The 20,599-nt window shown below is 70.5% G+C and carries 25 protein-coding genes and 1 riboswitch; of the genes, 13 read left to right on the top strand and 12 right to left on the bottom strand.

Annotated elements, in window-relative coordinates:
- Positions 1–23: 23 nt before the first annotated feature.
- On the top strand, positions 24–1,157 hold the full coding sequence (locus ACX28W_RS19955; RefSeq protein WP_459000340.1) for an 8-amino-7-oxononanoate synthase: 1,134 nt from the start codon (positions 24–26) through the stop codon (positions 1,155–1,157).
- A gap of 12 nt (positions 1,158–1,169) precedes the next feature.
- Here the strand turns inward: ACX28W_RS19955 and ACX28W_RS19950 are convergent, their stop codons facing one another.
- Entirely contained in the window at positions 1,170–1,394 is a 225-nt protein-coding gene (locus tag ACX28W_RS19950) for a DUF397 domain-containing protein (RefSeq protein ID WP_459000339.1), read from the bottom strand.
- A 9-nt stretch (positions 1,395–1,403) separates the two neighbouring features.
- Entirely contained in the window at positions 1,404–2,261 is an 858-nt protein-coding gene (locus ACX28W_RS19945) for a helix-turn-helix domain-containing protein (protein ID WP_459000338.1), read from the bottom strand.
- Positions 2,262–2,473: 212 nt separating this feature from the next.
- On the opposite strand from ACX28W_RS19945, the gene ACX28W_RS19940 reads away from it, so the two are divergent.
- Positions 2,474–2,932 carry an ATP-binding protein gene (locus ACX28W_RS19940; protein ID WP_459000337.1) on the top strand — a complete coding sequence of 153 codons (459 nt, stop codon included), beginning with the start codon at positions 2,474–2,476 and terminating at the stop codon, positions 2,930–2,932.
- Positions 2,933–2,940: 8 nt separating this feature from the next.
- On the opposite strand, the gene ACX28W_RS19935 is transcribed toward ACX28W_RS19940, so the two are convergent.
- Positions 2,941–3,867, bottom strand: coding sequence for a LysR family transcriptional regulator (locus ACX28W_RS19935; RefSeq protein ID WP_459000336.1), 927 nt, complete (start codon positions 3,865–3,867; stop codon positions 2,941–2,943).
- A 253-nt stretch (positions 3,868–4,120) separates the two neighbouring features.
- Here ACX28W_RS19935 and ACX28W_RS19930 point away from each other — a divergent pair, with 253 nt between their 5' ends.
- Positions 4,121–4,738, top strand: coding sequence for a LysE family translocator (locus tag ACX28W_RS19930; protein ID WP_459000335.1), 618 nt, complete (start codon positions 4,121–4,123; stop codon positions 4,736–4,738).
- Here ACX28W_RS19930 and ACX28W_RS19925 read toward each other — a convergent pair.
- From ACX28W_RS19925 to ACX28W_RS19910, 4 genes are all read right to left on the bottom strand, one after another.
- The gene (locus ACX28W_RS19925; protein WP_459000334.1) at positions 4,692–5,213 is read right to left on the bottom strand and encodes a DUF6328 family protein; all 522 of its coding nucleotides are present in this window, start codon (positions 5,211–5,213) and stop codon (positions 4,692–4,694) included. The two genes, ACX28W_RS19930 and ACX28W_RS19925, sit on opposite strands and share 47 nt — an antisense overlap.
- Before the next feature lie 78 nt (positions 5,214–5,291).
- Positions 5,292–5,765 (bottom strand): C40 family peptidase, encoded by a 474-nt coding sequence (locus tag ACX28W_RS19920; RefSeq protein WP_459000333.1) that lies wholly within the window; start codon positions 5,763–5,765, stop codon positions 5,292–5,294.
- A 3-nt stretch (positions 5,766–5,768) separates the two neighbouring features.
- Positions 5,769–5,933: riboswitch (cyclic di-AMP (ydaO/yuaA leader) on the bottom strand.
- Between the two features lie 326 nt (positions 5,934–6,259).
- On the bottom strand, positions 6,260–6,565 hold the full coding sequence (locus tag ACX28W_RS19915) for a hypothetical protein (RefSeq protein WP_459000332.1): 306 nt from the start codon (positions 6,563–6,565) through the stop codon (positions 6,260–6,262).
- 7 nt (positions 6,566–6,572) lie between these two features.
- The gene (locus tag ACX28W_RS19910) at positions 6,573–7,229 is read right to left on the bottom strand and encodes an ATP-dependent Clp protease proteolytic subunit (RefSeq protein WP_459000331.1); all 657 of its coding nucleotides are present in this window, start codon (positions 7,227–7,229) and stop codon (positions 6,573–6,575) included.
- Between the two features lie 233 nt (positions 7,230–7,462).
- Here ACX28W_RS19910 and ACX28W_RS19905 point away from each other — a divergent pair, with 233 nt between their 5' ends.
- From ACX28W_RS19905 to ACX28W_RS19870, 8 genes are all read left to right on the top strand, one after another.
- Positions 7,463–7,741, top strand: a complete 279-nt coding sequence (locus tag ACX28W_RS19905; protein ID WP_459000330.1) for a type II toxin-antitoxin system Phd/YefM family antitoxin — start codon at positions 7,463–7,465, stop codon at positions 7,739–7,741.
- 531 nt (positions 7,742–8,272) lie between these two features.
- Positions 8,273–8,575 (top strand): urease subunit gamma, encoded by a 303-nt coding sequence (locus tag ACX28W_RS19900; protein WP_054229180.1) that lies wholly within the window; start codon positions 8,273–8,275, stop codon positions 8,573–8,575.
- Between the two features lie 16 nt (positions 8,576–8,591).
- Complete coding sequence (locus ACX28W_RS19895; RefSeq protein WP_459000329.1) at positions 8,592–8,903, top strand: urease subunit beta; 312 nt, start codon at positions 8,592–8,594, stop codon at positions 8,901–8,903.
- Positions 8,896–10,617, top strand: a complete 1,722-nt coding sequence (locus ACX28W_RS19890; RefSeq protein ID WP_459000328.1) for an urease subunit alpha — start codon at positions 8,896–8,898, stop codon at positions 10,615–10,617. The genes ACX28W_RS19895 and ACX28W_RS19890 overlap by 8 nt, the downstream gene beginning before the upstream one ends.
- Positions 10,617–11,291 carry an urease accessory protein UreF gene (locus ACX28W_RS19885; protein ID WP_459000327.1) on the top strand — a complete coding sequence of 225 codons (675 nt, stop codon included), beginning with the start codon at positions 10,617–10,619 and terminating at the stop codon, positions 11,289–11,291. The genes ACX28W_RS19890 and ACX28W_RS19885 overlap by 1 nt, the downstream gene beginning before the upstream one ends.
- A gap of 174 nt (positions 11,292–11,465) precedes the next feature.
- Entirely contained in the window at positions 11,466–12,149 is a 684-nt protein-coding gene (gene ureG / locus ACX28W_RS19880; RefSeq protein ID WP_459000326.1) for an urease accessory protein UreG, read from the top strand.
- Positions 12,146–12,904, top strand: a complete 759-nt coding sequence (locus ACX28W_RS19875; protein ID WP_459000325.1) for an urease accessory protein UreD — start codon at positions 12,146–12,148, stop codon at positions 12,902–12,904. The genes ureG and ACX28W_RS19875 overlap by 4 nt, the downstream gene beginning before the upstream one ends.
- Before the next feature lie 146 nt (positions 12,905–13,050).
- Positions 13,051–14,640 (top strand): alpha/beta hydrolase, encoded by a 1,590-nt coding sequence (locus tag ACX28W_RS19870; RefSeq protein WP_459000324.1) that lies wholly within the window; start codon positions 13,051–13,053, stop codon positions 14,638–14,640.
- A gap of 47 nt (positions 14,641–14,687) precedes the next feature.
- Here the strand turns inward: ACX28W_RS19870 and ACX28W_RS19865 are convergent, their stop codons facing one another.
- The 5 genes from ACX28W_RS19865 to ACX28W_RS19845 all read right to left on the bottom strand — a co-directional run bounded on the left by ACX28W_RS19865 (position 14,688) and on the right by ACX28W_RS19845 (position 19,278).
- Positions 14,688–15,716, bottom strand: a complete 1,029-nt coding sequence (locus ACX28W_RS19865) for an NAD-dependent epimerase/dehydratase family protein (protein ID WP_459000323.1) — start codon at positions 15,714–15,716, stop codon at positions 14,688–14,690.
- A 43-nt stretch (positions 15,717–15,759) separates the two neighbouring features.
- Positions 15,760–16,494, bottom strand: a complete 735-nt coding sequence (locus ACX28W_RS19860; protein WP_459000322.1) for a lysophospholipid acyltransferase family protein — start codon at positions 16,492–16,494, stop codon at positions 15,760–15,762.
- A 122-nt stretch (positions 16,495–16,616) separates the two neighbouring features.
- Complete coding sequence (gene rocD, locus ACX28W_RS19855) at positions 16,617–17,843, bottom strand: ornithine--oxo-acid transaminase (RefSeq protein ID WP_459000321.1); 1,227 nt, start codon at positions 17,841–17,843, stop codon at positions 16,617–16,619.
- Positions 17,840–18,652 carry a dimethylargininase gene (ddaH, locus tag ACX28W_RS19850; protein ID WP_459000320.1) on the bottom strand — a complete coding sequence of 271 codons (813 nt, stop codon included), beginning with the start codon at positions 18,650–18,652 and terminating at the stop codon, positions 17,840–17,842. The genes rocD and ddaH overlap by 4 nt, the downstream gene beginning before the upstream one ends.
- A 122-nt stretch (positions 18,653–18,774) precedes the next feature.
- Positions 18,775–19,278, bottom strand: a complete 504-nt coding sequence (locus tag ACX28W_RS19845; protein ID WP_459000319.1) for an Lrp/AsnC family transcriptional regulator — start codon at positions 19,276–19,278, stop codon at positions 18,775–18,777.
- A gap of 194 nt (positions 19,279–19,472) precedes the next feature.
- Here ACX28W_RS19845 and ACX28W_RS19840 point away from each other — a divergent pair, with 194 nt between their 5' ends.
- Together ACX28W_RS19840 and ACX28W_RS19835 are read left to right on the top strand one after the other, a co-directional pair.
- On the top strand, positions 19,473–20,228 hold the full coding sequence (locus ACX28W_RS19840; RefSeq protein WP_459000318.1) for a LytR/AlgR family response regulator transcription factor: 756 nt from the start codon (positions 19,473–19,475) through the stop codon (positions 20,226–20,228).
- A 10-nt stretch (positions 20,229–20,238) separates the two neighbouring features.
- Entirely contained in the window at positions 20,239–20,598 is a 360-nt protein-coding gene (locus tag ACX28W_RS19835; RefSeq protein WP_362082186.1) for a hypothetical protein, read from the top strand.
- The last annotated feature ends 1 nt before the right edge of the window (position 20,599 follow it).

The following is a 20,599-nucleotide window of genomic DNA, read 5'->3' as shown; positions in this document are numbered from 1 at the left end:
CTTCAGGGCCCGGAGGCACCAGCATGGCGGGATCGCCGTTCGCGTGGATCGACGAGCAGGCGCACCAGCGCCGACAGGCCGGACTCGTCCGCACCCTGCGCCCGCGCCCCGCCGACTCTCCGCTGCTCGATCTGGCGAGCAACGACTACCTCGGCCTCGCCCGCCACCCCGAGATCACGGCGGCCGCCGCGGACGCGGCCCACCGCTGGGGCGCCGGTGCCACTGGCTCCCGGCTCGTCACCGGCACCACCGAACTTCACGGCGAGCTCGAACGGGAGCTCGCCGACTTCTGCGGCTTCGAGTCCGCACTCGTCTTCTCCTCCGGTTACGCGGCGAATCTCGCCGCGGTCACCGCGCTCGCGCCGCACGGCTCGCTCATCGTCTCGGACGCGGGCAACCACGCCTCGCTCATCGACGGCTGCCGGCTCGCCCGCGGCGCCACCCAGGTGGTCGCGCACGCCGACCCCGACGCCGTACGCAAGGCACTCGGAACCCACGAGGGTCCCGCCCTCGCCGTCTCCGACACGGTCTTCTCGGTGGACGGCGACGCGGCCCCGCTGTCCCGGCTCGCCACCGCCTGCCGGGAGCACGGAGCCGCGCTCCTCGTCGACGACGCGCACGGGCTCGGTGTCCTGGGCGACGGCGGCCGGGGCGCCCCGCACGCGGCAGGGCTCGCGGGCGACCCGGACCTTGTCGTGACCGCGACGCTCTCGAAGTCGTTCGGCAGCCAGGGTGGCGCCGTTCTCGGCCCCGCCCCGGTCATCGACCATTTGATCAACGCTGCGCGCACGTTCATCTTCGACACCGGTCTGGCGCCCGCGGCGGCGGGCGCGGCTCTCGCGGCGCTGCGGCTGCTGCGCCGCGAGCCGGAGCGTGCCGCACGGGCCCGCGAGGTGGCGACGGCGCTGCACACCCGGCTGACGGCCGAGGGCCTGGAAGCCGTACGACCGGACGCGGCCGTGGTCTCCGTGCGTGCGCCGTCACCCGAGCGGGCCGTGCGGTGGGCGGCCGACTGCCGTGCGGCGGGACTCGCCGTCGGCTGCTTCCGGCCCCCGTCCGTGCCCGACGGCGTCTCCCGGCTGCGGCTGACCGCCCGCGCCGACCTCACCGACGCGCAGATCGCCCACGCCGTACGGGTGATCAGCGGGCATCGGTGAGCGGGGTGGACGTCACCTCAGTCCGGCGATGAATCCCGTCCAGGTCGCAGGGGTGAAGACCAGGGCGGGGCCCGCCTTGTCCTTGGAGTCGCGCACGGCCACGAGTCCGGCCCAGGGGCCTGGGCCCGGTCGTGCCGTCTCGACGCAGTTGTTCATTCCGGTACTGCGGCTGCTGCGCAGCCACCGCACGTCGTGGAGTGAAGCACTGGAAGGTACGTACGGAGCCATGGCGGACATGGTGCCTCCTCACGCGCCGTCACGTAGCACGGCGATGTAATCCAACGAGTCCTCGGGCGAAAGGGCGTGGATCTGCAGGGCGTTGAAGGCCTCGGTGTAGGCCTGGAGGTCTTCTTTCCGCTCGAGGTAGAGGCTACTCGTCAAGTGGTCGAGAACAACCACATCCAGATCAGTTGTGTTCGGAAATGAGAAGATAACGAAAGGTCCGGTGACTCCGATGTGTGCCCCCGCGGCGAACGGCAGGACCTGAAGCCGCACTTGGGGAAGGGTGGCGGCCTCCCGCAGCCGGTCCAGTTGCCGTGACATGACCTCCGGTCCGCCGACCTCGCGTCGTAACACCGCCTCGTCCAGGACCGCGCTCAGTTCCAGCGGCGGAATCGAACGCAACACGTCCTGGCGGGCGAGGCGTACCTCGACGAGCGCGTCGAGCTCGGAGTCCTCGAGACCGCCGACGGCGGCCCGGGTCACCTCCCGGGCGTACTCGGGAGTCTGCAGCAGCCCCGGTACCACCGAGGTCTCCAGCGTGCGCATTCCGCTGGCCTGGGACTCCAGACTGATGAAATCGCGGTACGTCGGCGGCAGGACTCCGCGGTAGGCGTGCCACCAGTGGTGCCGCCCGTTACCCTCGGAACCCGCCAACCCGAGCAGGAGCTCCCGTAATTCGGGCTCGTCGACGGCATAGGCGTCCAGAAGGCGCTGGACGTCCGCCGGCTTCACCCCGCTGATGCCGGTTTCGATCCGGCTCACCTTCGACTGATGCCAGCCGACCAGACGGGCGGCCTCACCACTGGTGAGGCCCGCACCGGCGCGCAGCGCGCGCAGTTCGGCACCGAGCTTGCGGCGGCGTACCGCAGGACCGTGCTGCATGGCCGTACTCCTTACTCCTCCCGGGCCGCCCAAATACGGTCTGCCGTCGCAGAGTTCACCGCTTCGAGCGACAGATATATGCATATCTCGGTGGATCGCTCCCGTGGCCGGCCCAGTGATGGCAGTCTGGCGCAAAGCACCAGTCCGGGACCGTACTCGAACCATCCGCTCCTTGTCGGACTCCGGTCCCGTGGGAAAGGGACGACGTCGCCATGGCAGATCACCATGAAGCATCCGTCACTCTGCCGAGCGATCCCGCCTCGGTCTCCGCGGCCCGGAAATTCGTCGCCGACGTGTTGGTCGAATGGGGCCTGCCGTGCGACGCCGAAGTCGCCGACACCGTACGTCTGATCGTGTCCGAACTAGCCACCAACGCCGTCCAGCACACTTTCGGGCAGTCGCCCACCTTCACGGTGGATGTCCGGCTCGACCGAGACGAACACCTGCGCCTCGGCGTCACCGACAGCCACCCGCGCTTTCCGAAACGCCTGCCCGCAGCCGTCCAACAGGACAACGGACGCGGCATGGTGATCATCCGTTGGCTCACCTCCGAGTGCGGCGGCAGACTCCTCGTCCGGCCCACCAGGGAGGGCGGCAAGACGGTCTCCATCGAACTGCCATGGGCGGTGCCGGCGCAGCCGGTGACGGCCGGGGGGCCACAAGAGCCGTAAGAAGTAGATCAGTTGTCGGGCCTGTGCTGTGCCGCACGTCCGAAGGCGCCGCGCAGCAAGGCCCGGAAGGCGTCGGCCGCCGGCGTCGGACGGTCGGTCCGGTGGACGACGGAGATCGTGCGCCGCAGGTTCCCCGGCTCGAGCAGGCGCAGCCCCACCGGGGTCGCCGCGGTCCTGGCCACCATCTCCGGTACGACAGCGACCCCGAGCCCCGCGCTGACCAGCGCGCACACCAGGGCGTACCCCGGAGTCTCGACCCGCACCGACGGGGTGGCACCGGCCCGGGCCAGTGCGGCCTCCACGCCCTGTCGCGGTGGATGATCCGGGGCCATGCTGATCAGTGGCTGTCCGGCGAGTTCGGTCAGCGGCAGCCGCGACGAACCGCCCGCCAGGACGTGCCCCGGCGCGGTCACGAGGACCAACTCCTCGACCAGCACCGGCTCCGCGCGCACCGACGAGGGGAGGCGCACGGGGTCCGCGGGCTCGTAGGCGTGCGTCAGCGCGAGGTCCACCTCGCCCGCCGCGACCGCCGAAACGCCGTCCGGGGGCTCACAGTTCGCGACCGTGAGCTGTACGTCCGGGTGCGCCCGGCGGAAGGCGCTGAGCACCGGCGGCAGCAGATGGATGCCCGCCGTCTGGAAGGTGCCGAGCCGCAGAATGCCGCCGGACAGACCGGCCAGTCCGGCCAGTTCGTGCCGGGCCTGCTCCATCTCGTCGAGAATCCGACGGGCCCGCGCCACGAGCAGCTCGCCCGCGTCCGTGAGCCGCGCCCCGCGATGGGACCGCACCAGGAGGCTCGCGCCCGCCTCCCGCTCCAGCTTCGCCAGCTGCTGGGAGAGCGCGGGCGGCGTGTACCCGAGGCGCTCGGCGGCCCGGGTGATCGATCCCGCCTCGGCGACCGCCACCAGGGCCGCGAGCCGCGTCGGGTCGTACATCGTGCCCCTCCTGACCTTCCCGGGGCTCGAACACCGCCTCTGTGTCTGAACTAAGTGCCTGGACGAGTGCCTGGACGAGTGCCTGGACGAGTGCCTGGACGAGTGCCTGGACGAGTGCCTGGACGAGTGCCTGGACGAGTGCCTGGACGAGTGCCTGGACGAGTGCCTGGACGAGTGCCTAAACGACTGCTTAAGACTGACCCAGGATATTCGACATACCTGTTGAAGGCCCGGTCCGGGCAGCCTGGTGGCCATGGACGCACAGCTCATCGCCTTCACCGGGGTCGCCGCGGGCATGGTCGCCATGCCCGGCGCGGACTTCGCCGTCGTCGTACGCAACGCCCTGGTCTCCCGCAGGGCCGGGGTCGCGTGCGCGCTCGGGATCACCGGCGGGCTGCTCCTGCACACGGCGCTGGCGGTCGCCGGGGTCGCCGCGGTCCTCACGGCCGTGCCCGCGCTGTTCCGGGCGCTGCAGCTGCTCGGCGGCGCCTATGTGCTGTACCTCGGCGTACGGACCTTGTGGGGGCTGCGGCGGCCGAGCGGGGCGGTGGCCGAAGGGGCGGATTCGGGTGCGGGGCCGCTGCGGCAGGGTTTCGTCACCAACGCGCTCAACCCGAAGGCGCCCATCACGTTCCTCAGCCTGCTGCCGCAGTTCGTACCCGTGGGCAGCCCCGCGATGCCCCGCACGCTGCTGCTGGCGCTGATCGTGGTCGTCCTCGCCCTGGTGTGGTTCCCGGCGGTCGCGTTGCTGGTGGACCGGCTCGGCCGCCTGCTGCGCAGGCCGCGCGCCGCCCGCGTCGTGGCGGCGGCCACCGGCACCGCACTCACCGTTCTCGGTCTGGTGCTCCTCGTGGAGCCTCTCCGGTCCTGACGACGGTACGCCGGACCAGCCGCGGCAGCGCGCCCCACAGCGCCAGATAGGCGACCAGCGTGCCCGCGCTCGCGGCGATCCCGATCCCCCGCCCGACCGCCACGTCCACGACGAGCAGCACCGATCCCGTGATCGCCAGCATGAGAACGCCCATACCGAACGTGGTCAGGGCGGAGGAGACCCGCACGATGGTCGGCTTGGCACCTTGCCCGAACAGCAATCGGTGCACGGCCGGAGGCGCCGTGAACAGGGCGGTGGCCAGCACGGCCAGCAGGAGCGTCGTGACGTACGTGGCCCGCTGCATCGTGTCGAGGGACGGGAAGCGCGGGGTGAAGGCCAGGGTCAGCAGGAAGGCGAAGAGAATCTGCACCCCGGCCTGCGTGACGCGCAGTTCCTGGAGCAGTTCGCCGAAGTTGCGGTCGGCGCGTTCGAGGGGCGTCTCGTCACGATCCGTGGGGGGACGTTGCTCGGCCATGGAGTACGACTAACCGATTCACCCCGTTTCATGCCCCGAGGGGGCGACGGCGCGGCCGCCGTCACCCCCGCGGGCAGATCAGCTGACCCGGCCGTACCACACGCTCTTGGTCCAGATCTTCTGGAGCTTCACGACCTCCCCCGTCTTCGGGGAGTGCCAGATCTTTCCCTTCCCGGCGTAGATGCCGACGTGGTACACGCTGCTGCCCGAGTGGAAGAACACGAGGTCTCCGGCCTTGCGTTTCGAGGCGGAGACATGGCGGGACTTGTTGTACTGCGCCGCGGCCGTACGAGGCAGCTTCTTGCCTGCCTTCTTGAACGAGTAGAGCGTGAGCCCGGAGCAGTCGAAGCGGCGTGGCCCGGCGGCACCGTACTGGTACGGGGAGCCCTTCTTGGAAGCCGCGACCTGGAGTGCCTTCGTCGCCACAGTGGCCGCTTCGGCGTCGGATGCGACGCCCGGGACCACGAGACTGCCGCCCACGGCGGCGATGGTGAGCGCCGAGGCCGTACCGGCCCGGGTCCACAGCGACGGAACACGATTGAGCGCAGTCATGCGCAACCCTTCGTCAGCCGCCTGTGAAGGATGACCTGTCGGATTCGGGCTGGCGAAGTAGCCCGGCCGCGTACTGCGGCTTCACCCCAAGGACCGTCCGGATCTCTCCGGCGGACCGTCGTGCTGGGTCCTCCACTCCTGCCGATGCACATCTGTCGACCGGTCATCCGGGGGCGGCAGGACTCGGCGTCCGCCCGGACCGCCCCGCCGCTGTGGCGGGGGCTTGTCGTCGAAGGGATCTTCACGCATGGAAGTCGGAAAATCCGAGCGGAACCGGCGATTTGTGGGGTTAGTCACCACTCACCCGTTCGGGTGGACACTCTTCTGTTCGAGGGCTGTTGGGGTTATCGATGATGCCTTCACCAGCATCGGAGCGCTCTATTCCGCTTCTGGGCTACGCGCGTTGCGCAACTTCTGCGGGTCTCCGAAAGGACCCGCGTCTACTCCATCAGGGGGTAATCCGGTTGGTCCGTTTGAAGCCCGGGCCGGACGCGTCAACTCTCCGCGCCGGGCGGCAGGGTGACGCGGGCCACCCGCCGCTCGCCGTCGAGGACCCGCAGGGCCTGTGCCAGGGTCGGGGCGTGCACCTCGCTCTCGCCGCGCTGGTGCATCAGCGCGAGGGCGTCGCGCAGTGCCGTCGCTTTCCCTACGAGTGCTTGCGCGGCGCGCAGCCCGCGGTAGGTGTCTCCCGGCCGGGCCGGGTTGATGCGGCCGAGCAGGTCGACCACGTCGAGGTAACGGTCGATCAGCTCGGCCTCGGCACGGGTCAGTGCGGGCAGTGGGGGAAGTTCGGGCACCATCGGCGGATCACCTCGCGTCGGGTGTTGCGTTCCTCGCGCCCGGTGCGGTGTGCGGGGTCTTGCGGCTCGGGATGATCCCGTCCACCAGTCCGTACGCCAACGCCGCCTGCGCGTCCAGGATCGTGTCCCGCTCGATGTCGGCGGCGACTTGCTGAGGACTCTGCCCCGTGTGCCGTACGAGCATGTCCTCCAGCAGCCTGCGAGTGCGCATCAATTCCTCGGCCTGCAGGGCCAGATCGCTCGCCTGACCCTGTACCGGCTCGGCCAGTGAAGGCTGGTGGATCAGCACCCGGGCACCCGGCAGCGCGAACCGCTTGCCCGGCGCGCCGCAGGCCAGCAGGACGGCGGCGGCCGACGCGGCCTGCCCCAGACACACGGTCTGCACGTCGCAGCTGACGAACCGCATCGTGTCGTAGACCGCCGTCATCGCGCTGAACGAGCCGCCGGGAGAGTTGATGTACAGCGAGATGTCCTGGTCCGGCGCCAGGTACTCGAGGTGCATGAACTGCGCCATCACATCGTTCGCCGACGTGTCGTCGATCGGGGTCCCGAGGAACACGATCCGCTCGTCGAGCAGCTTCGAGTACGGATCCAGGGTCCGGAGTCCCGCACTCGTGCGCTCGGTGAACTCGGGCAGGACATAGCGGGCGGACGTGCTGTCCATGGCGCGCGCCTCCTCTGTCGACGTCTGTAAAAAATGTACAGGACGTACGTACGGTCGGGAGCGAGGCATGCTGAGAGCGAAAACGGCTGTGCCCCGGACCGGGAGTCGGCCCGGGGCGCCACCGTGTGGGGGAGTGGGGTGGTGCGGATCAGTCGATGGCGACCGGCGCGGGTCTTCCGGTGCCTGATGTTCCGGTCCCGAGGTGTCGCAGGGCCCGGTCTAAGCTGGAGGGCATGGCCTACGAGATTCCGGTGACGCAAGCCAGGGCTGAGCTCGCCGATCTGATCAACCGGGTGGTGTACGGCGGCGAGCGCGTCGTCGTGACACGGCACGGGAAGCCTCTCGTCGCCCTGGTCTCCGCCGCCGACCTCGAGCGACTCGAGGCACTCCAGGAGCCCGCCGAGGAGCAGGTGGTCAGCTCCCTCTCCAGCGTCCGCGAGGTCGCCTCCGCCCCGCGCGAGCGCCAGCGGTTCGGCATCGCCGCGGAGCACCGGGGGCCCAACGCGTCGTAGCCGCAAGGCGTTTCGGACCGAGGGGTGAGCCGGGAAGGCGGTCGTCCGGTGTCGGCTCGTCGGCGTGGGCTCGCGCTCCGGGGCCACGCCGGTCGGCCGGGAACCCTTGTGGGGCTGCCGGGCGAGGTGGGGCTGCTGCCGCGTCCGCCGGTGGCGGCGGCGCCTGCGTGGCGGCGGCGCCGTGCCGTATACGGTCCGATCCTCGGTGGCGTCCCGGGTGACGGCCTCGTCGACGTAGTGGTGGATCCCGAAGGCGCGGCGGGCCGGGGAAGCCCCTGTCCCCGGCCGGTGATCCAAGGGTGGGCCGAGTCGCCGCGCCCTCCTGAGTGGGCGGTATCCGCGCGCGGCGCGGGCCGTGGGCGTTGCTGAGCGTGGCGCAGCCCACTCCGGCGGTCAGGAGTGGATCACAGGCCGGTTAACGTCCATGAAACGACGGCCAACTACCGTGCGCATCCATGCCACCAGGGGTTTTGGTGGCTGCGGCCACCGGACCCCGCACGGTCCGGAGCGAGGACTGTGAGGTGGGACGCCGTGCAACTGACCCCGCACGAGCAAGAGAGGCTGCTGATCCATGTGGCCGCCGACGTGGCCGAGAAGCGCCGTGCCCGAGGGCTGAAACTGAACCACCCCGAGGCTGTCGCCCTCATCACGTCGCACATCCTCGAAGGCGCGCGTGACGGCCGTACCGTGGCCGAGCTCATGTCCTCCGGGCGCAAGATCCTCACCCGGGACGACGTCATGGAGGGCATCCCCGAGATGATCCACGACGTCCAGGTCGAGGCGACCTTCCCGGACGGCACCAAGCTCGTCACCGTCCACGACCCGATCGTCTGACGGGGGAGCGAGAGCCATGATTCCCGGAGAGATCCTGTTCGCCGACGGACCCGTCGCCTTCAACGAAGGCCGCGAGGTCACCCCGCTGACCGTCCTCAACGCCGCCGACCGGCCCGTCCAGGTCGGCTCCCACTACCACTTCGCCGAGGCCAATCCCGGTCTGGAATTCGACCGCGCCGCCGCGCGCGGCAAGCGGCTCAACGTCGCCGCCGGCACCGCCGTGCGCTTCGAGCCCGGGATCCCCGTCGACGTCGAACTCGTTCCGCTCACCGGCGCCCGTGTCGTGCCCGGCCTGCGCGGTGAGACCGGAGGTGCCCTCGATGCCTGAGCTCTCGCGCGGCGCGTACGCCGATCTGTTCGGCCCCACCACCGGTGACCGCATCCGGCTCGCCGACACCGACCTGCTGATCGAGATCGAGGAGGACCGTTCCGGCGGACCCGGTCTCGCCGGTGACGAGGCGGTGTTCGGCGGTGGCAAGGTCATCCGCGAATCCATGGGCCAGGCCCGCGCTACGCGCGCAGACGGCACCCCCGACACGGTCATCACCGGGGTCGTGATCGTCGACCACTGGGGGATCGTCAAGGCCGACGTCGGCATCCGCGACGGCCGGATCACCGGCATCGGCAAGGCGGGCAACCCGGACACCATGGACGGGGTGCACCCCGACCTGGTGATCGGCCCGGAGACCGAGATCATCGCGGGCAACGGCCGGATCGTCACCGCGGGCGCCATCGACGCGCACGTCCACCTGATCTGTCCGCAGATCGCCGACGAGGCGCTCGCCGCCGGCATCACGACGCTGGTCGGCGGCGGCACGGGTCCCGCCGAGGGCTCGAAGGCGACCACGGTCACTCCCGGCCCCTGGCACCTGGCCCGGATGCTGGAGGCGATGGAGCAGTACCCGCTCAACTTCGGCCTGCTCGGCAAGGGCAACACCGTCTCGCACGACGCGATGCTGTCGCAGATCCGCGGCGGCGCGCTCGGTCTGAAGCTGCACGAGGACTGGGGCACCACGCCCGCCGTCATCGACGCCGCACTGACCGTGGCCGACCGGACGGGCATCCAGGTCGCCATCCACACGGACACCCTGAACGAGGCCGGGTTCGTCGGCGACACCCTCGCCGCGATCGCCGGACGAGGCATCCACGCCTACCACACCGAGGGTGCGGGCGGCGGGCACGCGCCGGACATCATGACCGTGGTCTCCGAGCCGCACGTGCTGCCCAGCTCCACCAACCCGACCCGGCCGTACACCGTCAACACTGCCGAGGAACACCTCGACATGCTGATGGTCTGCCACCACCTCAACCCGGCCGTCCCGGAGGACCTGGCCTTCGCCGAGTCCCGGATCCGTCCGTCCACCATCGGGGCCGAGGACATCCTCCACGACCTCGGCGCCATCTCGATCATCTCCTCCGACGCGCAGGCCATGGGCCGGGTCGGCGAGGTCATCATGCGGACCTGGCAGACGGCCCATGTGATGAAGCGGCGGCGGGGTGCGTTGCCGGGTGACGGCCGCGCGGACAACCATCGCGTACGTCGCTATGTCGCCAAGTACACGATCAACCCGGCGCTCGCGCAGGGCCTCGCCCGTGAGATCGGCTCCGTCGAGACCGGCAAGCTCGCCGATCTGGTGCTGTGGGAGCCCGCGTTCTTCGGGGTCAAGCCGCACCTGGTCATCAAGGGCGGGCAGATCGCGTACGCGCAGATGGGCGACGCGAACGCGTCCATCCCGACGCCTCAGCCGATCCTGCCCCGGCCGATGTTCGGGGCGATCGGGCGGGCGCCCGCCTCGAACTCGTTCAACTTCGTGGCTCCGCTGGCCATCGAGGACGGGCTGCCGGAGCGGCTCTCGCTCGGGAAGCGGTTCCTCGCCATCGACTCGACCCGGGCGGTGACCAAGGCCGACATGCGCGAGAACGACGCCCGGCCGCAGGTGCGGGTCGATCCCGACAGCTTCGCCGTGCACATCGACGGGGAGCTGGTCGAGGCGACACCGGCCGCCGAACTGCCCATGGCCCAGCGTTACTTCCTCTTCTGATGTCCCGCGCAGCACTTCTCGTCCTGGCCGACGGCCGCTTCCCCGCCGGAGGGCACGCCCACTCCGGCGGGGCCGAGGCCGCCGTCAAGGCCGGACGGATCAGCGGGGCGGCGAGTCTGGAGGACTTCTGCCGGGGACGGTTGCACACGGCGGGACTGGTGTCGGCCGCTCTCGCCGCGGCGGCCGCGCTCGGGGTCGATCCGGCGGAGCTGGACACGGCCGCGGACGCGCGTACGCCGTCGCCCGCGTTGCGGGTCGCCGCGCGGCGGCTCGGACGGCAGTTGATGCGGGCGGCTCGGGCGACCTGGCCGTCCGGGGAACTCGACGCGCTGGCACGGGCGTTTCCCAAGGGAGCGCACCAGCCGGTCGTACTCGGGCTCACCGCGCGCGCCGCGGGGCTCGGGCCCGAGGACGCCGCGTACTGCTCCGCGTACGAGAGTGTCAGTGGGCCGGCGAGCGCGACGGTGCGGCTGCTGAGCCTCGATCCGTTCGACGCCACGGCGGTCCTTGCGCGGCTCGCGCCGGAGCTGGACCTTGTGGCCCATCAGGCGGCCGGTGCCGCTCGCCGGGCTCTCGACGACGGGGTCGACGCACTGCCTGCGGCTTCCGCTCCGCTGCTGGAGATCGGTGCGGAGGCGCATGCCGCTTGGGCTGTGCGGCTGTTCGCGTCGTAGGGAGTTCTCGCCCCCGCCGCCCCTACCCTCCCCCAAGCTCTCGGCTTCGCTCGAGCAGGGGGGGACCCCATCGTCCCCTGGGGGCTCCGCCCCCAGACCCCCGTTCGGCCTGAACGGCCTTGTCCTCAAACGCCGGACGGGCTAAAAAATGAGACCTGGCTGGAGCCGCACACCATGCACCTCGACCACACCCACACCCACGACGGCCCCTCCGCCGTCAGCGCCGACGCCCACCGTCCCGACGGCTCCCGTCGTGCCCTGCGCATAGGGCTCGGCGGGCCGGTCGGGTCCGGCAAGACGGCGACCGTCGCCGCGCTCTGCCGCGCGCTGCGCGACGAACTGTCCCTCGCTGTTGTCACGAACGACATCTACACACGCGAGGACGCCGAGTTCCTGCTGCGGGAGGCCGTGCTGCCGCCGGAGCGGATCACCGCCGTCGAGACGGGGGCCTGCCCGCACACCGCGATCCGGGACGACATCTCGGCGAACCTCGAAGCGGTGGAGGACCTGGAGGACGAGATCGGGCCGCTGGATCTCATCCTCGTAGAGTCCGGGGGCGACAACCTCACCGCGACCTTCTCCAAGGGGCTGGTCGACGCGCAGATCTTCGTCATCGACGTGGCGGGCGGGGACGACATCCCGCGCAAGGGCGGGCCCGGTGTGACGACCGCCGATCTGCTCGTCGTCAACAAGACCGACCTCGCACCGTACGTGGGGTCCGATCTGGGGCGGATGGCCGCCGACGCCAAGGCGCAGCGGGCCGAACTGCCCGTCGTCTTCCAGTCGCTCCGGACGGAGGGCGGTGTCACCGACGTCGCCGCCTGGGTGCGGGAACGGATCGCGGCGTGGACGGCATGACGACAGCGGGAGTGCGGGCCACCGCACGGATCGGGGCACGGGACGACGGCCGGGGCGGTACCTCGCTGCCCGTGCTGGAGGGTGAGGGGCCGCTCGCCCTGCGCCGCACCCGGGCGAGTGACAACGAGGCGCGGGTCATGCTCGTCGGCGCGATGAGCGGTCCGCTCGGCGGCGACCACTTCACCGTCGAGGCGGAGGTCGCCCAAGGCGCCCGGCTGCACGTCGGGTCGGCCGCCGCGACCATCGCGCTGCCGGGCCAGGCCAAGGGCGAGGCGCGCTACGACGTGCGGCTGAGCGTCGCCGATGGGGGCGAACTGCGCTGGTTGCCCGAGCAGTTGATCTCCGCGGGCGGCAGCGATCTGTACGTCTCCTCGCGCATCGAACTCCAGCGGGGCGCCCGGCTCGTCTTCCGGGAGGAGCAGGTACTCGGGCGCGCCGGTGAGGAACCCGGCCGGCTCACCAGTCGTCTTACCGTGCGGCTCGACGGACGGCCACTGCTGGACCAGGAGTTGGCGTGCGGGCCCGGTGCACCCGGTGGATGGGACGGGCCCGCCGTCCTCGGCGGGCATCGCGCCCTGGGTCAACTCGTCGTCGTCAGGCCTGAGTTCGCGCGGAACCCGGTTCAGGCCCGGCTGCTGGGGGAGTCAGCGGCGCTCACGCCGCTCGCCGGGCCCGCTGCTCTGGTCAGCGCGCTGGCGCCGGACGCGCTGCGGCTGCGGCGGGTGCTGGACGAAGCCTTGAGTGACCTCGGCTGAAACACACGTCTCCGCTCAACGGAGCGCCGTACACCGGTTATCGGATTAGTAAAGAAGCCCGATCACCTCTGTTCTCAGGGACCTGACAGCCGAAAGGATCCCCGTACCAATCGCAACGATGTACGGGGAGGTCCCACTTGAGGGCTATGAGACCGACGAGACGGGTGGCAGCGCTCGGCTCGGCCGGAGCGCTCGTCACGGCGACCCTGATTGCCGGAGCCGTCACGGCGCCGACGGCCACCGCCGACTCGCGCCACGGTCAGGACCGCGTGGCCCGTGGCGCGGCGATCGCCGCCGCCAAGGCCGCCAAGGCCGGGATCGACTGGCAGGACTGTCCCGCGGACTGGGGCATCGTGAAGCCGATCCAGTGTGGCTGGGTCACCGTCCCGCTCGACTACGCCCACCCGAACGGCAAGCAGATCAAGCTCGCCGTCGACCGCATCGGGAACACGGGTACGAAGGAGGAGCGCCAAGGCGCCCTCGTCTACAACCCGGGCGGCCCCGGCGGCTCAGGCATGCGCTTCCCGACGCGGGTCACCAACAAGAACCCGATCTGGGCGAACACGGCCAAGGCCTACGACTTCGTGGGCTTCGACCCCCGCGGTGTCGGTCACTCGGCGCCCATATCCTGCATCGACCCGCAGGAGTTCGTGAAGGCGCCCAAGGCCGACCCGGTCCCGGACTCCGAGGCGGACAAGCGCGCCCAGCGCAAGCTGGCCGCCGAGTACGCGGACGGCTGCGCCGAGCGCACCGGCGAAGACATGCTGGCACAGATGACCACGCCCAACACCGCGCGCGACCTGGACGTCATCCGGGCCGCACTCGGCGAGAAGAAGCTCAACTACCTGGGTGTCTCGTACGGCACGTACCTCGGCGCGGTCTACGGCACGCTCTTCCCGGGCCACGTCCGTCGTATGGTCGTCGACAGTGTCGTCAACCCGTCGCGCGAGAAGATCTGGTACGAGGCCAACCTCGACCAGGACATCGCCTTCGAGGGCCGCTGGAAGGACTGGGAGGACTGGGTCGCCAAGAACGACGCGACCTTCCACCTCGGCGACACCCGGGCCGAGGTGCAGGACCAGTGGCTGAAGCTGCGCGCCACCGCGAAGAAGAGCCCGCTCGGTGGCGTCGTCGGACCCGCCGAGCTGATCTCCTTCTTCCAGAGCGCCCCGTACTACGACTCCTCGTGGGTGCCGGTCGCCACGGTGTTCAGCAAGTACGTCGCCGGTGACACCCAGGCGCTCGTCGACGCCGCGGCTCCCGACCTGTCGGACACCGCGGGCAACATCGCCTCGGAGAACGGCAACGCCGTCTACACGGCCGTCGAGTGCACCGACGCCAAGTGGCCTACCAGCTGGACGAAGTGGGACAAGGACAACACGCGGCTGCACAAGGACTACCCGTTCATGACCTGGGCCAACGCGTGGATGAACCTGCCGTGCGCCACCTGGCCGGTCAAGCAGCAGACGCCGGTGAACGTGAAGACCGGCAAGGGTCTGCCGGCCGTCCTGATCGTGCAGTCCACGGATGACGCCGCCACCCCGTACCCCGGCGCCGTCGAACTGCACCAGCGCTTCAAGGGCTCTCGCCTGATCACCGAGAAGGACGCGGGCTCGCACGGTGTGACCGGCCTGGTCAACCCGTGCATCAACGAGCGGGTGGACACCTACCTGCTCACCGGCAAGACGGACGCGGCAGACGTGACGTGCACCCCGCACGCCACGCCCAAGCCGTAGTCAGTACCCGAAGGGCGAGGGGCGGCCGGACTCCGGCCGCCCCTCGCTCATGATGCGAGCCAGGCGTCCTCGGCCGCGTAGTCGAAGAGAACATCCCCGTATGCCTGGAGCATCTTCGGGTACGCCTCCCGCCAGTCCCGCCCGGCGAGTTGACGTTCGATCGAGGCGACCGTCTCCGGGAGCGTGTCGGCGTACCGGACCACCGGACGGTAGCCCAACTCCCCTTCCGCCGCGGCCATGTCGCAGATCACCGGCAGCGGAACCGACCAGGGCGTGTCGCCCACGGTCGATTCCGGAGCGGCCCCGTCCACCAGGACGGACTCCGTCTCGACACCCATCACGGCGTCGATCGCCGCGCCGATCTCCGCGACGGTCGGCACATCGGGATCGCAGGCGTTGAGGACGCGCGATCCCGGCCGCGCGGCCGCGAGCCGGATCAGCTCCGCGAGGGTGCGGACGCTCACCGGATGGAAGCGGCTCTCGCCGCCGTACGCGAGGACGCGCCTGCGGCGGCCGTCGAGGTTGCGCTTGACGAAATACAGCTCGCGGGGCGAGCGGCAGTACGGGCCGTGGATCGCGCCCGCCCGCAACAGGGTCGTCGGCAACCGGTCGCCAGCGGCGAGGAGTTCGCGCTCCAGGGCGGCCTTGCGGGTGCTGTACGTGGCGTCACCGGGCGTGACGGTGGACCGGCTCTCGGGGATGGGCACCGGGTAGTGGGGGAAGCCGTCCGGCTCCGACTGGGTGTCGAAGCCGCGCCCCTTGTCGTCCTCGTACACCGACACGCTGGAGATCACCACGGCTGAGCCGACGCGGTCGGCCAGGCCGGCCAGCTGGCGCCCATGGCCGGCGTCGTACGCGACCATGTCGACCAGCACATCGCAGCCGTCGCCGATCACCGCGGCCAGCGCCGGGTCGTCCGCACGGTCGAGTCGCACCGCGCGCACCTCCGCGGGCCAGCTCTCGTCCCGGCCACCGCCGAGCGACGCGGCCGTCACCTCCCAGCCGTCATCGACGAGCGCGCCCACCGTCGCGCGTCCGATCTGCCCCGTCGCCCCTATCACTACCGCACGTCTCATACGGAGAAAATGTACAGGACGTACGGCCGGGTCGGGATGCTTGTCAACTCAGGGGCATCCGCGGGAACTTGCGGGCCTTCGCCGCCCTCTCGGCGGCCTCCTTGGCCTCCTCGGCCTTCACGACGGCCGCGTAACGGTCGACGTACTCCTGTTCGGAGAGGGTGAGGATGGCGTACATGATCTCGTCGGTGATGGCGCGCAGGACGGCCTTCTCGTCCTCCATCCCGGCGTAGCGGGAGAAGTCGAGGGGTTTGCCGAAGCGGATCACCACGGGGTGGATGCTCGGGATCTTCTGGCCCGGCGGCTGCGCCTCGAAGGTGCCGATCATCGCGCAGGGAATGACCGGGACCTGAGCCTTCAGGGCCATCACCGCGACGCCGACCTTGCCCTTGTAGAGGCGGCCGTCGTGCGAGCGGGTGCCTTCCGGGTAGATGCCGAGCAGCTCGTCCTTGCGCAGCACGCCGAGACCTTCGCGGATCGCGGCCTGCCCCGCCTGCTTGCCCGAGCGGTCCACCGGGATCTGCCCCGCGCTGCGGAAGAACGTGGCCGTCAGACGGCCCTTGATGCCGGGGCCCGTGAAGTACTCGGCCTTCGCGAGGAAGGTGATGCGCCGCTTGAGGATCGCGGGCATCAGGAAGTGGTCCGAGAACGACAGATGGTTGCCGGCCACGATGGCGGGGCCCGACGACGGAATGTGCTCAAGGCCCTCGATCCGGGGCCGGAAGACCAGCCTCAACAGCGGACCCAGAAGCACATATTTGAGCACGTAATAAAACACTGAAGCGCTCCTCTTTTCCCCCGGGACATTTCCCCGGGGAGCGATCAGTGTAGGCGTGGCCGTCGCCGGGCGTAACCGTTCCAGTGTCACTCTCTGTGGCCTCTTGGGCCACTTGGCCGGTATCAGACCCCTCGCGTCAGCACCTGCTCCAAGGCACCCAGGGCGGACTGGAGCTCCTCGCCGGTGATGGTCAGTGGCGGGGCCAGCCGGATGGTCGATCCGTGGGTGTCCTTGACCAGAACCCCCTCACGCATCAGGCCCTCGCTGATTTCGTGCCCCGTGCCGAGAGCGGGGTCGATGTCGACGCCCGCCCACAGCCCGCGCGAGCGGAAGTCCACGACGCCCCGGCCCACCAGCGCGGCCAGACCGCCCCGCAGGATGACGCCCAACTCGGCTGCCCTGCGCTGGAACTCGCCGGTCTCCAGCAGTTCGACGACCGCCGAACCGACCGCCGCGGCGAGCGGGTTGCCACCGAACGTCGAACCGTGTTCGCCGGGCCGCAGCACTCCGAGCACATCCCGACGGCCGACCACCGCCGAGACCGGCACGATGCCGCCGCCGAGCGCCTTGCCGAGCAGCAGCAGATCAGGGACGACGCCCTCGTGGTCGACGGCGAGGGTGGTGCCGGTGCGGCCGAGGCCCGACTGGATCTCGTCCGCGATGAACAGGCAGCCGGTGCGGCGGGTCAGTTCGCGTACGCCGGTCAGGTAGCCCTCGTCCGGGATGATCACGCCCGCCTCGCCCTGGATGGGCTCGATCAGCACGGCCGCGGTGCTCCCGTCGACGGCCGCCTCGAGGGCGGCGAGGTCGTTGTACGGGACGACGCGGAAGCCCGGCGTGAAGGGGCCGAAGCCGGTGCGGGCCGTCTCGTCCGTGGAGAAGCTGACGATCGTGGTCGTCCGGCCGTGGAAGTTGTCGGCCGCCACGACCACGGTCGCCTGACCCGGAGCGACGCCCTTCACCTCGTACGCCCACTTGCGGGCCACCTTGATGGCGCTCTCCACCGCCTCCGCGCCCGTGTTCATCGGCAGGACCATGTCCAGGCCCGTCAACCCGGCCAGGGATTCGGCGAAGCGGGCCAGCCGGTCGTTGTGGAAGGCGCGGGAGGTGAGGGTCAGCAGATCGAGCTGGCGGTGGGCGGCGTCGATCAGCACCGGGTTGCGGTGGCCGAAGTTGAGGGCCGAGTAGCCCGCAAGCATGTCGAGGTAGCGGCGGCCCTCGACGTCCTCGACCCAGGTGCCCTCGGCGCGGGCGACGACCACGGGGAGGGGGTGGTAGTTGTGCGCGAGGACGGGCGCCTCGGCGCGGATCAGGTCGGCGGACGTCAGCGTACGGGCGGGAGCGGTCATGAGCGGATCTCCTGGGTGCAGCACTTGATGCCGCCGCCGGCCTTGTGGAACTCCGAGAGGTCGACGGGGACGGGGACGTAGCCGTGGCGTGCGAGCTGGTCGGCGAGGGCCTCGGCGCGCGGCGCGATGAAGACGTGGCGGCCGTCGGACACGGAGTTCAGGCCGAACGCCAGCGCGTCCTCGCGGGTCGCGAGCACCGCGTCCGGGAACAGCCGTCCGAGCACCTCGCGGCTGCCGGGCGAGAACGCCTCCGGGTAGTACGCGATGTTGTCCTCGTCCAGGACGAACAGCGCGGTGTCCAAGTGGTAGAAGTGCGGGTCCACCAGCTGGAGGCTGATCGTCGGCACGCCGAAGAACTCCTGCACCTCGCGGTGCGCCTCACGGGTGGTACGGAAACCGGTGCCGGCCAGCACATACGGGCCCACCGGAACGAGGTCGCCCTCGCCCTCGCACACCGACTCCGGGCGGTACACGTCGAAACCGGCATCCTTGAACCAGGTGTCGTACGCGAGGGACTCGGGGCGGCGCTGGGGAGCGTGGAAGAGCGAGCCGAAGACACGGCCCGCCAGGACGAGCGCGGAGTTCGCCGCGAACACCATGTCCGGAAGATCCGCGACGGGTTCCACGGTGTCCACGGTGTGGCCATGGGCGCGATAGGCGCTGATGAGCGCCGCCCACTGGCCGCGGGCGAGATCGACGTCCACCTGGGTGTCCGGATTCATCCAGGGGTTGATCGCGTACTGCACGGCGAAGTGTCTGGGTTCACAGACGAGAAAGCGCCGAAGGCGCGGCACACGGCTGTCAGGCACAGAGAGGTTCCTCCGCTTCCTGCGGTGTCGGCTGGGGATGTCTCCACGGTAGAAAAGGGGGATACGGACGACAAGCGACGAGAGCTGCGCGTGTGCGCAGTATTGCTGCGCAGATCCGGTGGTCAGCGCACGTTCGATGCGTCTTCGGGTGCGGCGTGGGTCGCTCCCGCCTCCGGGGCCTCCGGCAGCAGGTGGGACAGCACCATGTAACTGATCGTCTTCCGGATGAAGGGCTCGATACGGATCCGCTCCAGCACCTCCTCGAAGTGCTCCACGTCCGTGGCGCGCACATGCAGCAGCGCGTCCGCGCCGCCGGTCACGGTCATGGCCGCGGTGATTTCCGGATGGTTGCGCACCACCTCCGCGAGCCGCCGGGGCGGCGCGGCGCCCTCGCAGTACACCTCCACGTACGCCTCCGTACGCCAGCCGAGTGCCGTCGGCTTCACCGTCGCCGTGAACCCGGTGATCACGCCGGTCTCGCGGAGCCGGTCGACGCGGCGCTTGACCGCGGTCGCCGACAGCCCGACCGCCGCGCCGATCTCGGCGAAGCTCGTCCGGGCATTGGCCATCAGGGCCGTGATGATCTTGCGGTCGAGCTCGTCGAACATGGCGGGCTTGCTGTTCATGGCGGCACTGTATCCAGCGACAACGTCCGGGGCCCGGCAGCGCCAACGTCCAGGGCCCGCACGGTGGCGACGTCCATGCCGAGCAGCCTGCCGACGTCCGGGCCCCGTGCCGCGGGGACGCCCGCGCCGCGCGCGGCGGCAACGTCCACGCGCCGCATGTCCAGGCGTACGAATTGCTCTTACACTCCACCTTCATGCTGCGCGCGCTCGCCGTCGACGACGAACAACCGACCCTCGAGGAACTCCTCTATCTACTGAACGCCGATCCACGGATCGCCGGCGCCGAGGGCGCGAGCGACGCGACCGGGGCGCTGCGCCGGATCAACCGGGCGCTCGCGTCAGGCCCCGACGGGCCCGAGGCGATCGACGTCGTCTTCCTCGACATCCACATGCCCGGGCTCGACGGACTCGACCTGGCCAGGCTGCTCACCGGATTCGCCAAACCGCCGCTCGTCGTGTTCGTGACCGCCCACGAAGGTTTCGCCGTCCAGGCCTTCGACCTCAAGGCGGTCGACTACGTACTGAAGCCGGTGCGCAGAGAACGGCTGGCGGAGGCCGTCCGGCGCGCCGCCCAACTCCGGGACACCGCCCCCCTGATACCCGTGCACGAGCCCGACCCGGACCACATATCCGTCGAACTCGGCGGCGTGACCCGCTTCGTGGCCGTCGAGGACATCACCCACGTCGAGGCGCACGGCGACTACGCCCGCCTGCACACCGCCCAGGGCACGCACCTCGTCCGCATCCCGCTGTCCACCCTGGAGGAACGCTGGCGCTCCCGGGGCTTCGTCCGCATCCACCGGCGCCACCTCGTCGCACTGCGCCACATCGGCGAACTCCGCCTGGACGCGGGCACGGTCAGTGTCCTCATCGACTCGGTGGAACTCCAGGTCAGCCGTCGGCACGCCCGCGAACTGCGCGATCTGCTGATGCGCCGGACCACGAGCTGAGGAGGGCGGCGTGCCGCAAGACCCGACCGAACGCCGTGTGGTCGTCACCGGGGTACCCCGGCGCACCCGCGGGACGTCCGGCTACTACCGGCCCAGGACCGAGATCGACGAACAGACCACGCTCGGCCACACCTACGTCCGCTCCCTGATGCGCAGTCAACTCCGGGCGGCACTCCTGGTGTTCGCCGTCCTGGTGCTGCTCATCGGCCCGCTGCCCCTTGCCTTCGCCGCGATGCCGGACGGCGAGAGCCTCGAGTGGGTCGTGCTCGGATGCTGCGTCTACCCGCCGCTGGTGCTGCTCGCCCGCTGGTACGTGCGCCGCGCGGAGCGCAACGAGAAGGACTTCGTGCGCCTGGTCGAGGACCGCTGAC

The sequence above is a fragment of the Streptomyces sp. SD15 genome, from assembly GCF_054462255.1.
This window is presented reverse-complemented; position numbering and strand designations above follow the sequence as displayed.